Annotated in this window: 10 protein-coding genes and 1 pseudogene; 5 read left to right on the top strand and 6 right to left on the bottom strand. The window is 44.5% G+C overall.

Going from position 1 to position 15,753, the window contains the following annotated elements:
• Positions 1-25 precede the first annotated feature (25 nt).
• Positions 26-781, top strand: coding sequence for a class II aldolase/adducin family protein (locus tag GBI66_RS11270; protein WP_151716157.1), 756 nt, complete (start codon positions 26-28; stop codon positions 779-781).
• Positions 778-1,701 (top strand): glyoxylate/hydroxypyruvate reductase A, encoded by a 924-nt coding sequence (locus tag GBI66_RS11265; protein WP_151716156.1) that lies wholly within the window; start codon positions 778-780, stop codon positions 1,699-1,701. Before GBI66_RS11270 ends, GBI66_RS11265 begins: the two co-directional genes overlap by 4 nt.
• Positions 1,702-1,802: 101 nt before the next feature.
• Here GBI66_RS11265 and GBI66_RS11260 read toward each other — a convergent pair whose 3' ends face one another.
• Positions 1,803-5,270 (bottom strand): indolepyruvate ferredoxin oxidoreductase family protein, encoded by a 3,468-nt coding sequence (locus tag GBI66_RS11260; RefSeq protein WP_151716155.1) that lies wholly within the window; start codon positions 5,268-5,270, stop codon positions 1,803-1,805.
• Positions 5,271-5,472: 202 nt separating this feature from the next.
• Here GBI66_RS11260 and GBI66_RS11255 point away from each other — a divergent pair, with 202 nt between their 5' ends.
• Complete coding sequence (locus GBI66_RS11255) at positions 5,473-6,411, top strand: LysR family transcriptional regulator (RefSeq protein WP_032812072.1); 939 nt, start codon at positions 5,473-5,475, stop codon at positions 6,409-6,411.
• 241 nt (positions 6,412-6,652) lie between these two features.
• Here GBI66_RS11255 and GBI66_RS11250 read toward each other — a convergent pair whose 3' ends face one another.
• The 5 genes and pseudogenes from GBI66_RS11250 to GBI66_RS11230 all read right to left on the bottom strand — a co-directional run bounded on the left by GBI66_RS11250 (position 6,653) and on the right by GBI66_RS11230 (position 13,167).
• Complete coding sequence (locus tag GBI66_RS11250) at positions 6,653-7,555, bottom strand: hydroxymethylglutaryl-CoA lyase (protein ID WP_151716154.1); 903 nt, start codon at positions 7,553-7,555, stop codon at positions 6,653-6,655.
• The gene (locus GBI66_RS11245; protein ID WP_151716153.1) at positions 7,552-9,543 is read right to left on the bottom strand and encodes an acetyl/propionyl/methylcrotonyl-CoA carboxylase subunit alpha; all 1,992 of its coding nucleotides are present in this window, start codon (positions 9,541-9,543) and stop codon (positions 7,552-7,554) included. The genes GBI66_RS11250 and GBI66_RS11245 overlap by 4 nt, the downstream gene beginning before the upstream one ends.
• Positions 9,525-10,359 (bottom strand): annotated as a pseudogene (locus GBI66_RS11240) (enoyl-CoA hydratase/isomerase family protein). Before GBI66_RS11240 ends, GBI66_RS11245 begins: the two are co-directional and overlap by 19 nt.
• Before the next feature lie 9 nt (positions 10,360-10,368).
• Positions 10,369-11,970 (bottom strand): carboxyl transferase domain-containing protein, encoded by a 1,602-nt coding sequence (locus GBI66_RS11235; RefSeq protein ID WP_151716151.1) that lies wholly within the window; start codon positions 11,968-11,970, stop codon positions 10,369-10,371.
• Between the two features lie 24 nt (positions 11,971-11,994).
• Positions 11,995-13,167, bottom strand: a complete 1,173-nt coding sequence (locus GBI66_RS11230; protein WP_151716150.1) for an isovaleryl-CoA dehydrogenase — start codon at positions 13,165-13,167, stop codon at positions 11,995-11,997.
• Between the two features lie 148 nt (positions 13,168-13,315).
• On the opposite strand from GBI66_RS11230, the gene GBI66_RS11225 reads away from it, so the two are divergent.
• On the top strand, positions 13,316-13,933 hold the full coding sequence (locus GBI66_RS11225; protein WP_004808114.1) for a TetR/AcrR family transcriptional regulator: 618 nt from the start codon (positions 13,316-13,318) through the stop codon (positions 13,931-13,933).
• A gap of 113 nt (positions 13,934-14,046) precedes the next feature.
• Positions 14,047-15,741: an AMP-binding protein gene (locus GBI66_RS11220; protein WP_151716149.1), complete on the top strand. Its 1,695-nt coding sequence runs from the start codon at positions 14,047-14,049 to the stop codon at positions 15,739-15,741.
• Positions 15,742-15,753: the final 12 nt, after the last annotated feature.

Raw genomic sequence — 15,753 nt, 5'->3', positions numbered from 1 at the left:
AAAGTACTTCGAATAGGGATATAACATGAGTCTAAAAGAGATTGTATCGGCAAATGAATGGGATGCTCGCTGTCAGTTAGCAGCCTTATATCGGTTAATTGCTTATTATCGGATGACAGATCTTATTGATACCCATATCAGCCTACGTGTACCAGATGAGAATGGACATTTTCTGATTAATCACTACGGTATTCCATTCGAAAAAATGAAAGCCTCTGATTTGGTTAAAATTGATGGTGAAGGCAATATCGTAGAACATTATGATGCAGGTAAAACGGTCAATGTTGCTGGTTTTGTTATTCATTCAGCATTGCATGCCGCTCGTCCCGACGTTCACTGTGTGATTCATACTCATACCGCAGATGGAATTGCAGTTTCAGCACAGAAGCACGGTTTGTTGCCAATATCGCAACACGCACTAAAATTTTATAAAAAAGTCAGTTATCACGAGTATGAAGGGGTCGCACTATCAACTGAAGAGAGGACACGACTGGTGCAGGATCTGGGTAATCATCGTGTCATGATTTTAAGAAATCATGGATTGTTGGCAACTGGCGATAATGTGCAGCGTGCATTTCATGAAATTTACTTTCTAGAGCGTGCATGTCAGGCACAAATCAAGGCACTGGCAGGTGGGGCAGAATTGCATTTTCCTTCCGAACTGGTATGTGAACATACAACCAAGCAGTTCGAATCAAAAGGTGTGGAACAGATTATTTTAAATGCCTGGAATGCGGCCTTGTCTTTAATTGAACAGCAGCGTGAGGAATACTGCACATGATTGTGATTTCCACCACTGTACCAAAAGTTCAAAAATGGCTTGAAGATGCATTTTTACAATACGCACCACAAGGCTCATATTGCCTAGCCGACAGCGCACAGGCGATTTATGCAACGACTGCTGTGTCGTGGTTTCCAGATTTAGATCATTTAGAAAAGTTGCCTGAATTAAAATTGATTCATTCGATGGCGGCGGGCGTTGAACACCTCAATTTAGATCGAATTGGCACACAATATAAAGTATGCCGAGTGGTTGATCAGCTTCATCAAAAGGGAATGTTCGATTATTTGCAATGGGGCGTTTTATATTATCAACGTTTTTTTGATCAGGCATTTGTACAAAAGCGGCAACAACGTTGGCGGCAGTATCCACAGCGAGAACATGCTGAATTGAAAATTGGAATTATGGGCTTGGGGCAAATGGGTGGATATATGGCCGAGCAATTTTCTGCGCTCGGCTATCAAGTATCTGGTTGGTCTCGTAGCCCGAAAAATATTGCACATGTGAGCTGTTATGCAGGTGATGAAGACTTTGACACGTTTTTAGGGCAAGCTGAAATTCTGATTAATTTATTGCCACTTACGGAAAGTAATCAGGGTATTTTATCAAAATCTTTATTTGATCAGCTTCCTGAACAGGCCTGTATCATCAATTGTGGTCGTGGTCAGCACCTAGTTGAGCAGGATTTAATAAATTATCTGGATTCTGGGCGTTTACGTGGCGCGATTCTGGATGTTTTTAGCAAAGAACCCTTAGTTGAAAATCATCCACTTTGGCAACATGAAAAAGTGGTGATCACGCCACATGTTGCTTCACATGCACCTTGGTCGGTTGTGGTGAATCAAATTTTAGAAAATGATCAGCGTGTTATTCAGGGGCAAGCATTATTAAATCAGGTAGATACCTTAAAGGGCTATTAATCGATGAATTCAGCCGATTCTAATTATGCTTAGCTGTTACTGGCTGAGGAAGCGGACTGAGCGATCTTTTATATCGGCTCAGTCAGTGGTTGAATGAATCATTAAGGTGTATTGATGAGCTTGTTAGAAAGTTCATCCCAACGTTGATTTGCAGCTTGCATGGCTTGCATTTTGATATGTCCAAAACCTCGGACTTCAGCAGGTAATTCAGCGATTTGTTCTGCAATAGACAAATCATAGCTGTTTGGCGATGAGATTAGGGTTTCAACAAAGGCAATGTAACGATCACGCCATGCATGTTCATGTTGGCGTTCTTGTTGACGTGCAAATGGATCAAAGAAACTTTCACGCAGCCATTGTAAGCGGGCAAGTAGCATCATCGGGAAACGCATCCAGTAACCAAAAATACGTTTGCGTACATTGGTCCCCAGTGTAGGTGGTGCGAGGTGGTAGGATAAACGCACACCACGCCCGAATTGCGATTCGATTGATTTTTTAAAGCTAGCACCTGTCAGCAAGCGGGCAACTTCATACTCATCTTTATAGGCCATTACACGATACAGCTGTGTGGCGATTGTGGTTGCAAGCGCTTCAGGCAACATTTTAGACGCTTGTTCTGCAAGATTTCTGTATGTATCAGCATAAGCATCATTCCAATAATCTTGCAAACGGACTGAACGATCATGAATCAGTTCTGGCAGCGTTTGCGGCGCATTCTGTTTTGGCAAACTGTCGAGTAGACGCTTCGCCAGATCTGGGTCACTGGCAAGGTGACATCCAATACGGAAGGCTTCAAGGTTTTTATCAATTGCCATACCATTCAGTTGAATCGCTTTTTCAATACTTTCACGTAACAGTGGAATTTGCCCTGATTGCCATGCCATCCCCAAGAGGATTTGATTGGCATAGATGGCATCGCCTAAAACCTGTGTTGCGATTCGTGCAGCAGGTAAGGAGAGCAGATTTTCTTTGTGGACACGACCACGCAGACGATCAATTAAATCGTTAATCGGTGCATACCAGTCACGTTTGTTAATAAAGTCAGAGGTGGGTGAACTATCTTCATTGACGATCACCATCGCATCTTGTTTTAAGCGGGATAGCGCGGCATTACTGCCCGCCACAATTGCATCGGCACCAATCAATAGATCACATTGATGTTCTGGAATTTTGGTCGATGAAATTTGTGTATCATCTGCGGCAATTTGAATATAGGAATAAACCGTACCGCCTTTTTGCGCCAATCCCGCCATGTCCATGACGCGGGTGGCTTTACCTTCCAGATGCGCGGCCATCCCCAGTAAAGCTCCAACTGTGACCACTCCCGTTCCACCCACACCACCGACCATAATACGATTCGGCGTATCAACAAGTTGAGGAATGATGGGACGTTCAGGCCAACCAGTCGCAAAACCTTCAAATTTGGCTGGGCGTTTCATATCACGGGTATGAACGGTGACAAAGCTTGGGCAGAAACCTTCTACACAGGTGAAATCTTTATTACAGCTGCTCTGGTTAATCTGACGCTTGGTACCCAAAGCCGTTTCTACAGGTTCAATAGATAGGCAATTTGATTTTTTGGAGCAATCGCCACAACCTTCGCAGATATCACTATTGATATAAAGACGTTCAGCAGGGTCAGGATAAGCATCACGTTTACGGCGACGACGTTTTTCACTGGCACAGGTTTGTACATAGATTAAAGCGGTCACACCGGAAATCTCACGCAATTCACGTTGCACGGTATCCAAATCATTTCTGTGGCGGATTTCTACATTGGGCGCAAGATGTTCTTCTGCATGAATCAACTCTGGCTCATCCGTTACGATGACCTGTTTTTTAATCCCTTCCGCATCAAGCTGGCGGGTCAGTTGCGCGACACTCAAATGTCCATCGACATGCTGACCACCGGTCATGGCAACCGCATCGTTATAGAGGATTTTATAGGTGATATTGATATTGGCTGCAATGGCTTGTCGAATTGCCAGATAGCCTGAATGGAAATAGGTGCCATCACCAAGATTGGCAAAAATATGCTTTTCATTGGTGAAATGTGAGGCACCCGCCCAACTTACACCTTCACCGCCCATTTGTGAGAAGGTTTCGGTGCCGCGATCCAGTGACACTGCAATATAGTGACAACCGATGCCGCCAAGTGCACGACTACCTTCTGGTACGACGGTTGAGGTGTTATGTGGACAACCGCTACAGAAATACGGTTTACGCTCGGCCAAATCCAGTACGCGGCGTGATTCTTGCTCAGCTTTATGTAGCAAATCGACACGACTTTGGATTTGCTGTCTTAAACTTTCAGGCAAATCTAACTGTAAAAATCGTGCTGCCAGCATTTTGGCAATCGGTTCAGGTTGAAACTCGTAATGCCCAATCAGCGGTGCTTCTTCAAATGAGGTACTCCATTCACCTTTGCCATGGATCGCTTTGCCGATCACATGTGGACGTTGCTCATCAGGCAGGGAATATAATTCATCTTTAATTTGTGTTTCCAGAATCGGACGTTTCTCTTCAACCACAATCAGTTCTTGTAAACCATTAGCAAATTCACGCAGACCTTGTGGTTCCAAAGGCCAGATTAAACCGACTTGATAGACCCGTAGCCCAAGTTGTTGCGCGGTTTCATTTTCAATGCCGAGAATACGCAAGGCTTCAATGGTATCGAGATAAGCTTTACCACTGCCTGCAATACCAATACGGGCATGCTCACATGGCCATGTGATTTGATTCAGTTGATTGGCACGCGCATAGGCCAATACCGCGGGTAAGCGATATTGATAGAGTCGTTGTTCTTGTTGAATGCCATGATCTGGCCAGCGGATATGGATGCCGTCGGCAGGCAACTCGATTTCAGGTAAAATAGGTGTGACACGATCGAGGTCGACAATGACCGAAGCTGAGGTTTCAACGATTTCACTGACCAGTTTCATTGAGGTCCAAACCCCAGCAAAACGTGACATGGCAATCGCATGGACGCCCAAATCGAGAATATGTTGCACCGAAGTTGGATAGAAAATTGGAATGCCACAACCCATCATCACATGTTCAGATTGGTGTGGAACGGTGGATGATTTACAGGAATGGTCATCACCAAACAGGGCAACCACGCCACTGTGTTTGGCCGTTCCTGCAAGGTTGGCATGGCGGAGCACATCGCCTGAGCGGTCTACACCTGGGCCTTTACCATACCACCATGCGCTCACACCATCATATTTACCCTGACCTGCAAGGTTGGCTTGTTGCGTGCCCCAAATGGCAGTCGCTGCAAGGTCTTCATTGATACCAGGTTGAAAGACCACATGGTGATCTTTAAGTATGCCTCCAATTTGCCAAAGGAAATTATCATAATTCCCGACAGGGGAACCGCGATAACCTGAAATGAAGCCGGCAGTATGCAACCCGTTCAATTCATCACGGCGAGTCTGTGCTAGAGGTAACCGAACCAGTGCCTGAATGCCTGTCATATAGGCCGAACCGTGATCACTGATATATTTATCGTCCAGTGATACATCTTTAGTAGCGATCATTTTTGGAGTAACTTTTGTCGCTATATTCATTTATGTCTCCTTAGAATTGTGTGTAGTCTTGGCTACTTTCTTTTTTCAACATCCAGTTGAATATTTGGAGTAAGTACATGTTTGAAAAAGACTGATCAGCGGCGTTTGCTAAAAAAAACTGCTCAATCAATGTACATATTTGTCATTGTGGTTGATCCAGACTGGTGCAACAATGCGTAATTTAGAAAAAGATATTTACGTTATGCGCAAAAATCTTGATGGTGGACTTTTACATGCAATGCATGCCTTCCTGAAAGTGATTGATAGCGGGAGTTTCACGGCTGCCGCTGAACAGATGGAACTGACAACTGCGCAAGTTTCGCGATTAATTAGCGAATTAGAAGGGCGTTTAGGTACAAAACTACTACAACGATCAACCCGCCAGCATGCCTTGACCGAAATTGGTGCAAACTATGCTGAGCAGTGTCGCCAAGTACTGGCGATGGTGGAGGAGTCCGAAGCACAAGCCATGGGCATGGCAGCCAGACCACAAGGACGGTTGCGCGTGTTGAGTATGGCCAGTTTTGGTCATCATTATCTGGCGCCGATGATGGCGGATTTCTGTCAAACCTATCCCGATCTTACGGTTGAATATCGGACTTCGCAAAATGTGCCTGATTTGTTAGGCAAGGGCATTGATGTCAGCCTATATCTCACCGAGTCATTGGCAGATTCACGGTTTGTGGCACGTCGAATTGGTACGATTTTTTCGGTGTTATGTGCATCACCTGCATACTTGGAAAAGTATGGCGAACCTCAATCCTTGGATGATTTGCAAAAGCATGCATGCTTGCGCTTGGTTAACCCTTCGATTACTCCGCAATGGCATTTGGTCAGTGAAAACAGCTGTTCTTATCAGATTGATATCAATGGTCCCTTGATTGCCGATACGCCTGAGTTGTTGCTGGATGTTGTACAACAGGATATGGGCATTGCATTATTGCCGACCTTCTCATCGATTGATGCGATTCGAGCAGGGCGACTGCGCCGTATTTTACCTGCTTGGCGATCACCTGATATCGGGGTGTATACCTTATTGCCATCGCGTCATTTTGTGGATGCAAAAACACGGGCATGGCTGGAGTGGGTCGAGCAGCATATTTCGCCAAAAATCCAAATGGATACGGATTATTTTTTATAAATAATTTTGAGGCGTGTTAGAAAAGGATCAAAAGAATAAGGATTAAAATTAAAACTAGAAAATGCTTCTTTAGAAAGAGGCATTTCGTACAGAGATAAATATTATATTTCAATAAATCGCATAGACGAGTTTCGTCCCACGATCGACATGGAACGAGAAAAAGGTGAGAGCTAATCAGCTGAGCAAACTTAATTGATTAAGCTTGTTGCCAAACGATAAGTGAATCCGAATCTAGGTAACACTAAGCACACTTTGTTTGCCAGTAGGCATTGCTGTAATTGGATAAGCTTTTTCGGTTTAAGACATGGCTAATATTTTGGCTGGCTTGCATCAGTTTTTCTAAATCAATCCCCGTTTCAAAGCCCATATGGGAGAGTAAGTAAAACAGATCTTCGGTCGCAACATTGCCAGAAGCGCCTTTGGCATAAGGGCAGCCACCCAGTCCTGCAAGGGATGAATCAAACACACGAATGCCTTGTTGTAAGGACAGGTAAATATTGGCAATCGCCATGCCATAGGTATTATGAAAATGCCCTGCTAAAACTTTGCTGTCGAGTTCCGCCAGACAGGCTTGCCAAACTTTTTTGACTCGATCTGGTGTGGCGGTACCGATGGTTTCACCCAAAGATACTTCATAACAACCCATGTCATACAGTCGTTTAACCACGTTCACCACTTGCTCAGGTGCAATCGCACCTTCATAAGGACAATCCACGATACAAGAGACATAACCACGCACACGGATATGCTGTGCTTTGGCTGCACTTAGCACATCAGCGAATTTTTCAAAGCTCTCGTCGATTGAGCAGTTGATATTTTTACGGGTAAAGCTTTCAGAAGCTGCGGTAAATACCGCAACCTCCTTGCATCCCACCGCCTGAGCAGCCTCAAAGCCTTTGATATTGGGGGTGAGCAGGCTTAAATTCAGATCGGTACCTTGCGGGAGCTGCTTAAACAGCTCATCGCTTTGTGCCATTTGCGGCACCCATTTGGCAGACACACAGGAACCCACTTCAATCGATTTTAGTCCAGCATTTATCAGATCATGAATGAAGTTTAGACGTTGTTCGACGGTCAATGCCTGTTTTTCATTTTGCAGACCATCTCGGGGTCCAACTTCCACGATTTTGACAAACTCACTCATGCAACTTCCTCCTGTAAAGGCTGAAATTCCACCAGTTCATCGCCAGCTTTGACCTGATCACCCACCTGAAAATAGGCATCAACAATCACGCCATCTTGCGGTGCACGGATGGTGTATTCCATTTTCATGGCTTCAAGCGTCATCAGGATATCGTCTTTTTTGACATTATGATTAGCGCCGACCAGAACCTGAGTCACTACACCCGGCATGGGTGCTTTGAGATGGCCTTGATCTGCTTGGCTATCGTCCTGATGATAATCTTGACGAATATAAGCAAATTTATGGCTTTCCCCATTATGGAACAGGGTAATGCCTTGCTGACTCTGGTTAAAAGACAGTTTTTGTTGGGTGCCATTGAGATGAATCACAGCGCTATGTGCATCCAGTAATTGTCCAGAAATCTGGTAACTTTCACCGTTATATTCCGCATTAAAACCCTGTTCAGCCGCACTCAGCTTGATGTGAATATTCTGATCTAGATAGTTCAGTTTAATGGTTTGCTGAAAAGCAATATTTAAACGCCATAGTGGTTGTGCTTGCCATAACTGTTTTTGGCTAGAGCGATTGTGATTGAGTTTACTTAAAAATTCGATAAAGGCCGTGGCGACCACCAATTCAGGTTTAATCTGTTCAGGGCGGAACAAGAAATCATGCTCACGCTGAATCAGATTGGTATCCAGTTTGGCTTGTTTAAATGAATCACAACGTACAACTTTTTCCAGAAAGGCAATATTATTTCCCAAACCATCGACGTGGAATTGACTGAGCGCATGTTGCATTTGGATTAAAGCCGCTTCACGGTTTTTGCCCCATACAATTAATTTTGCAATCATTGGGTCGTAATAGGTGGTGATTTCATCACCTTCTACGATACCGCTGTCAACACGGACAGACTGGTTTTGCGTTGGATAGTGTAGATAGTCAATTTTGCCAATGGCAGGCAGGAAGCCTTTTTCGGGTTCTTCAGCATAAATACGTGCTTCAAGTGCATGACCATAAATCTGTAATTGATGTTGCAGTTTCGGTAGCGGTTCACCATCGGCGACACGCAGTTGCCACTCCACCAGATCTTCACCGGTAATCATTTCGGTAACGGGATGTTCGACTTGTAGACGGGTATTCATTTCCATGAAATAGGCGGTACCATCCTGTTCCACAATAAACTCGACTGTACCCGCACCGACGTAATCCACTGCACGGGCAGCATCAATCGCAGCCTGACGCATGGCATCCAGTTTTTCAGCGGGCATTTGCGGTGCAGGAGCTTCTTCAAGTACTTTTTGATGACGACGTTGTACCGAACAATCACGTTCAAACAGATGCACATAGTTACCATGCGTATCGCCAAAGACTTGTACTTCAATATGACGTGGTTGAATCACATAGCGTTCAATTAGGACATCATCATTACCAAAGCTGGATTTAGCTTCACGTTTGCATGAGGCTAAGGATTGCAAGAAATCTTCACTACGCTCGACCAAGCTCATGCCTTTACCACCACCGCCAGCACTGGCTTTGATCAGTACTGGATAACCAATTGCATCGGCTTGCTGTTTTAAAAACTCAGCCTCTTGATTGGTTCCGTGATAACCCGGTGTTAATGGCACACCTGCTTTTTCCATCAAGGCTTTAGAGGTGGCTTTGAGACCCATGGCTAAAATCGCATCCACAGGTGGGCCAATAAAGCAAATATTGTGTTGTTGGCAAGCGAGGGCAAATTGGTCATTTTCAGACAGGAAACCATAACCAGGGTGAATTGCTTGGCTGCCCGTATTAATCGCCGCCTGAATAATACGATCCACCTGTAAATAGCTTTGTGTGGCAGGGGATTGCCCAATATAAATCGCTTCATCGGCCAATTTAACATGCTGTGCATTGGCATCTGCATCTGAATACACCGCAACCGTTGCAATACCGAGTTTTTTTGCAGTACGAATCACACGGCAGGCAATCTCGCCACGGTTCGCAATTAGAATCTTTTCAAACATTGTGATCGTCCTGAATTGTTGTTATTGGAGAGTGGAAGTCCACGCAGGTTGTTGTTTATTTAAAAAGGCATTGAGTCCTTCTTTGGCTTCACTGCCTTGACGAACTTGAGCAATATGTTGTGCAGTCTGCTTGAGTAAATCATCACTCATCGTTTGGTGGCTGACCATCTGAATTAATTGTTTCGATGCAGCCTGCGCCTGAGGTCCACCGAGCAGCAATGCATCAATGATTTCTTGAACTTTTTGATCTAAGTCTTCGGCATCGGCGACTTCATGAGCCAAGCCAATCTGTTTGGCATCGCGTGCTGAAATACGCTCTGCCGTCAAGAAGTAACGAGAAGCTTGCCGAGCACCAATGGCGCGAATCACATAGGGACTGATGGTAGATGGCGCAAGACCAAGTCGAACTTCTGAAGTCGCAAATTTGGCGTCAGTACTGGCAATACAAATATCACAGGCCGATGCCAAACCCATGCCACCACCAAAGGCAATACCATGCACACGCGCAAGTGTCGGTTGTTTCAAAGTTGCGAGTGCATTTAGCATCTGTGCAAGTTTGATCGCATCGGCTTCGTTTTCTGAGGAAGAGGCTTGGCCTGCCTGTTTCATCCAGTTCAGGTCGGCACCTGCTGAAAAGCTTTTGCCACGTCCAGCCAAGACCACTACACGCACATCATCACGCTGATTTAAGCTGTTAAAGCAGGCATGTAATTCTTCAATCAGCGTAGTATTAAAGGCATTGTGCAGTTCAGGGCGGTTTAGCCAAACATAGGCCACTTGACCGTGTTGTTCCAGTTGTAAAAATTGATAGCTCATAGACACCTCTTACATACGGAACACGCCGAATTTGGTCGGTTGAATCGGTGCATTCAGCGCAGCAGCAAGGCTCAGCCCCAGCACATGACGTGTTTGAGCAGGATCAATCACGCCATCATCCCAAAGGCGGGCAGAGGCATAGTAAGGATGGCCTTGGTGTTCATATTGTTCACGGATCGGTTGTTTAAATTGATCTTCTTCCTGTGCTGACCATTGTGCGCCTTTTTGCTCAATCTGATCACGTTTCAAGGTTGATAACACGCTGGCAGCCTGTTCACCACCCATCACTGAAATGCGCGAGTTTGGCCAAGTCCATAAAAAGCGTGGTGAGTAAGCACGTCCACACATGCCATAGTTACCTGCACCAAAAGAACCGCCAATAATCAAAGTCAGTTTCGGTACATTGGCTGTGGCAACCGCCATCACCAACTTGGCACCATTTTTGGCAATACCTTCATTCTCATATTGACGACCGACCATAAAGCCAGTGATGTTTTGGATAAACAGCAATGGGATATTACGCTGAGTACATAGCTCGATAAAGTGTGCGCCTTTCTGTGCAGATTCAGAAAATAAAATCCCGTTATTGGCAATGATGCCAACAGGCATACCGTACAAAGAGGCAAAACCTGTGATCAGAGTTGAGCCAAAACGTGCTTTAAATTCATCAAAGCGCGAGCCGTCTACGATGCGGGCAATCACTTCACGGACATCGAAAGGTTTACGCGCATCACTGGGCACAACCCCATAAAGTTCGTTGGCATCAAATAGTGGTTCATCTATTTGCTTGTTTAATTCATTGGGCTTTTTATTCAGATTGGCAACAATGTTACGGGCGATCGCAAGCGCGTGTTCATCATTTTCAGCCAAATGATCGGCAACCCCTGAGAGGCGGGTATGTACATCTCCACCACCCAAATCTTCACTACTGACCACTTCACCCGTTGCAGCTTTGACCAATGGCGGGCCACCGAGGAAAATCGTACCTTGATTACGTACAATAATGGTTTCATCAGACATAGCAGGGACATAAGCACCGCCAGCGGTACAGCTGCCCATCACCACCGCAATTTGTGCAATGCCTTGGCTCGACATACGCGCTTGATTATAAAAAATACGCCCAAAATGATCTCGATCAGGGAAGACTTCATCTTGCATCGGTAAGAATGCACCGCCTGAATCGACGAGATAAATACATGGCAAGTGATTTTGCTCTGCAATTTCCTGCGCACGTAAATGCTTTTTCACCGTCAATGGATAATAGGTGCCACCTTTGACGGTTGCATCATTGGCGACGATCATGCAGGTCACACCATTGACTTGACCAATACCTGCAATCACACCCGCAGCAGGAATGTCATCTTCATATACCTTGTAAGCAGCCAACTGACCAATTTCTAAAAAAGCGGTGCCGACATCAATCAGTTGATCAATACGATCGCGTGGTAAAAGTTTGCCTCTGGCCAAATGTTTTTGGCGGGCATTTTCGCCACCACCAAGTGCGACTTTTTGAGCCACTTGTTTCAGATCGCTGACCAATGTTTGCATGGCATGTTGATTGGTTTTGAAGTCTTCACTTCGAACATTAATTTTGCTGTGTAATTGGTTCATAAGCTGCATCCTGAATTATGGTTATTATTTGGTTTCATTAAACAGTTCGCGGCCAATCAGCATGCGGCGAATTTCCGAAGTTCCTGCACCAATTTCATAAAGTTTGGCATCACGCCATAAACGACCAGCCGAAAATTCATTGATATAACCATTACCACCGAGCGTTTGAATAGTTTCACCCGCCATCCATGTGGCTTTTTCTGCTGCATATAGAATTGCACTGGCCGCATCTTTACGTAAACTACGGTCATGATCGGCTTTGTCACAGGCCGCACCAACTGCATAGACCAAGGCTTTACACGCCAGCCAAGTGGAATACATATCCGCCAGTTTGCCTTGCATTAGTTGAAATTCACCCAAGGCCTGACCGAATTGTTCACGTTCATGCAGGTAGGGAATCACTACATCCAAACACGCATCCATAATGCCTAAAGGCCCAGCACTTAAAACCGCACGTTCATAGTCCAGACCACTCATTAGCACTTTGGCACCATTGCCAACGCCACCAAGTACGTTTTCAGCAGGCACTTCTACATTGTCAAAAAATAGTGGATAGGTATTAGAGCCACGCATCCCGAGTTTGTCTAAATGCTTACCATGACTAAAGCCGGGCATGTCTTTTTCAATTAGGAAGGCGGTCATGCCTTTGGCACCTGCATGTGGATCAGTTTTGGCATACACCACCAATACATCAGCATCGCCGCCATTGGTGATCCACATTTTTGAACCATTGAGAACAAAGTGATCGCCTTTTTGATCAGCACGTAGTTTCATACTGACCACATCCGAACCTGCGTTGGGTTCAGACATCGCCAAAGCACCAACAAAGTCACCTGAAATCAGTTTGGGTAAATACTTCTGCTTTTGTTGCTCGCTGCCGTTGCGGTTAATCTGGTTAATACACAAGTTAGAATGTGCACCATAAGAAAGACCAATGGATGCGGATGCACGTGAAATTTCTTGTAAGACAATGATATGTGCCAGATAGCCTAGATTGGTGCCGCCATATTCTTCAGAAACGGTTAAGCCCATCAATCCCATGTCTCCAAACTTTTTCCAGAGATGAGCAGGGAATACATTGTCCTGATCGACTTGTTGTGCAATAGGTGCAATTTCCTTTGCACAAAATGCAGCAACCGAATCTTGTAGAGCAATTAACGTTTCATCCAGACCAAAGTTCAAGCTACGTAGGTTCATTGTGTTGTCATCCCAGTGATTATATTTGTTGTTCCATTAAGCGTTGTTGTGTGTGCTTAGGAACTACCTTACAATGAATTTTTAAAAAAGTGAATAGTGATTCATAAAATGATTTACAATTCACTTTATTTGTTAGAGAATAAAATTTATGAGCTATAAACGATCAACTTTAATGCAGGAGCGGATGGAGCAAAATCGTAAATCGATTTTGAGTTCAGCCAGAAAATTAATTTCAGAGGGAGGGTTCAAAGACGCACAGATACAAACCATTGCTGAGCAAGCAGGGGTCTCAAGTGGTCTGGTGTATCGCTACTTTGACAATAAAAGTCAGGTGTTAATTGAGGTCTTGTCAGAAGCCATCAATACCGAACTGTTGGTGATTGATGCCATCACAGAAAGTGATCTGACCGCACAACAAAAATTGCACAAGGCAGTCGCGACCTTTGTAAAACGGGCCTTGAACAGTCCGCAGCTGGCATATGCACTCATGTTTGAACCCGTGGATTCAAGCGTTGAACATGAGCGTTTTCGGGTAAAGCAGTTGATTAAACAAAGTATTAAAAAAATCCTTGCAGATGGAAATGCAAGTGGTGAATTTGTTTTGGATGACTTAAACACAACCGCCATGTGTGTGGTCGGGGCAATGACCTATGTGGTGGTTGAACCGTTGGATCCAGCACAAAATACCAAGTTTGATCATGCGCACAAAGACTATTTTTCCAAACAGATTGCTGACTTTTGTGTGGATGCAGTACAGAAAAAGTAGGGCAGACAAAACGGTTTAACATCACAACAACAGGTAGTTTGAAGAATAGTTGCAGTTACAACAATTAGATCAGGTAAGAACAGAATTAAAAAAGAATCAAGGAGAATGATTCAATGCAACATGTACGGTTAAGCTATGCCTCTGGAACCAGCTCGCAGCCCCTGTTGGGGATGACGATTGGAGATAAATTTGATCAAGCCTGCCAGCAATATGCTGAGCAAGAGGCGATTGTCAGTTCACATCAGAACCGACGCTTAAGCTACAAAGAACTACAGCATGAAGTGAATGCATTTGCCTGTAGTCTGCTCAAGCTGGGTTTGAAAAAAGGGGATCGCTTGGCGATCTGGTCGCCTAACTGTGTGGAATGGACCGTGACCCAATTTGCCGCATTTAAAGCAGGTATTATTTTGGTGAATCTAAATACTGCCTATAAAAGTCATGAACTGGAATATGTACTCAATAAAGTCTCCTGCAAAGGCTTGGTTATCGCTTCACAATTCAAGACCACAGATTATCAAGAATTGCTGAGCAAGATTGCACCTGAACTCGCGTCCAGTCCTGGTAAGGTATTGAACGCAGCTCGGTTACCGCATTTAAAATATGTCATTAAAATTGATGAGCAACAGCATATAGGCATCCATCGTTTTAGTGATTTGCTCGAAACCCCAAATCAATCTCAGCTCGATGAATTACAACGCTTAGCCAAGCAGTTGCAGTTTGATGAAACCATTAATATCCAATTTACCTCTGGCACAACAGGTAATCCGAAAGGAACCATGTTGACGCATCATAATATTTTGAATAATGGTTATTTTGTTGGTGAAGGGATTGGCTTAACCCCCCAAGATCGAGTCTGTATCTCGGTGCCTTTATTCCATTGTTTTGGCATGGTGATGGGCAATCTGGCCTGTATTACCCATGGTGCTACCATGGTTTATCCTGCATCAGTGTTTAATCCGTTGGAAAGCTTAAAAACCATTGAGCAGGAAAAATGTACGGCAGCCTATGGTGTGCCGACCATGTTTATTGCCATTTTGGAACATGAGCAATTTGCCGAATTTGATTTGAGCAGTTTAAGAACGGGCATTATGGCAGGCAGTCCATGCCCGAGAGAAATTATGCAGCGTGTGATTGACCGTATGCATATGTCTGAAATCACCATCTGTTATGGCATGACCGAAACCTCTCCAGTCAGTGTGCAGAGTTATATTGATGATTCAATTGATAAACGCGTTAGCACGGTTGGGCATGTTCATCCGCATTTGGAAGTCAAAATTGTCGACTTGGAGGGCGAAATTGTGCCGCAAGGAACACTGGGTGAACTTTGCGTACGTGGTTATTCCGTAATGGCGGGGTATTGGGATGAACCTGAAAAAACCAAAGAAGTGATCGACGCAGCAGGCTGGATGCATACGGGTGATATTGCCGAAATGGACAGTGAGGGCTTTGTCAAAATCAAAGGTCGAATTAAAGATGTAGTGATTCGTGGGGGTGAAAACCTGTTTCCCAAAGAAATCGAAGACTTTTTATATACCCATCCTGATGTCTGTGATGTGCAAGTGATTGGTCTACCTGACATGCGTTATGGGGAGGAACTCTGCGCCTGCATCATTTTGCATGAACATCACCAAAGCAATGAAGACAGTATTCGTAGTTTTTGCAAAGAGCATATTTCACATAATAAAGTGCCACGTTACGTTAAGTTTTTTGATGAGTTCCCAATGACCGCGTCAGGCAAAGCACAGAAATTTAAATTGCGGGAAATCATGCGGGTAGAGCTGAATTTGACTGCTGAAATTTTTGATTAAACCGTATTCCTC

This window comes from Acinetobacter sp. TUM15071 (genome assembly GCF_008980925.1).
Lineage (GTDB): Bacteria > Pseudomonadota > Gammaproteobacteria > Pseudomonadales > Moraxellaceae > Acinetobacter > Acinetobacter dispersus.
Note: the sequence above shows the minus strand (reverse complement) of the source record. Positions and strands in the feature narration are given on the sequence as shown.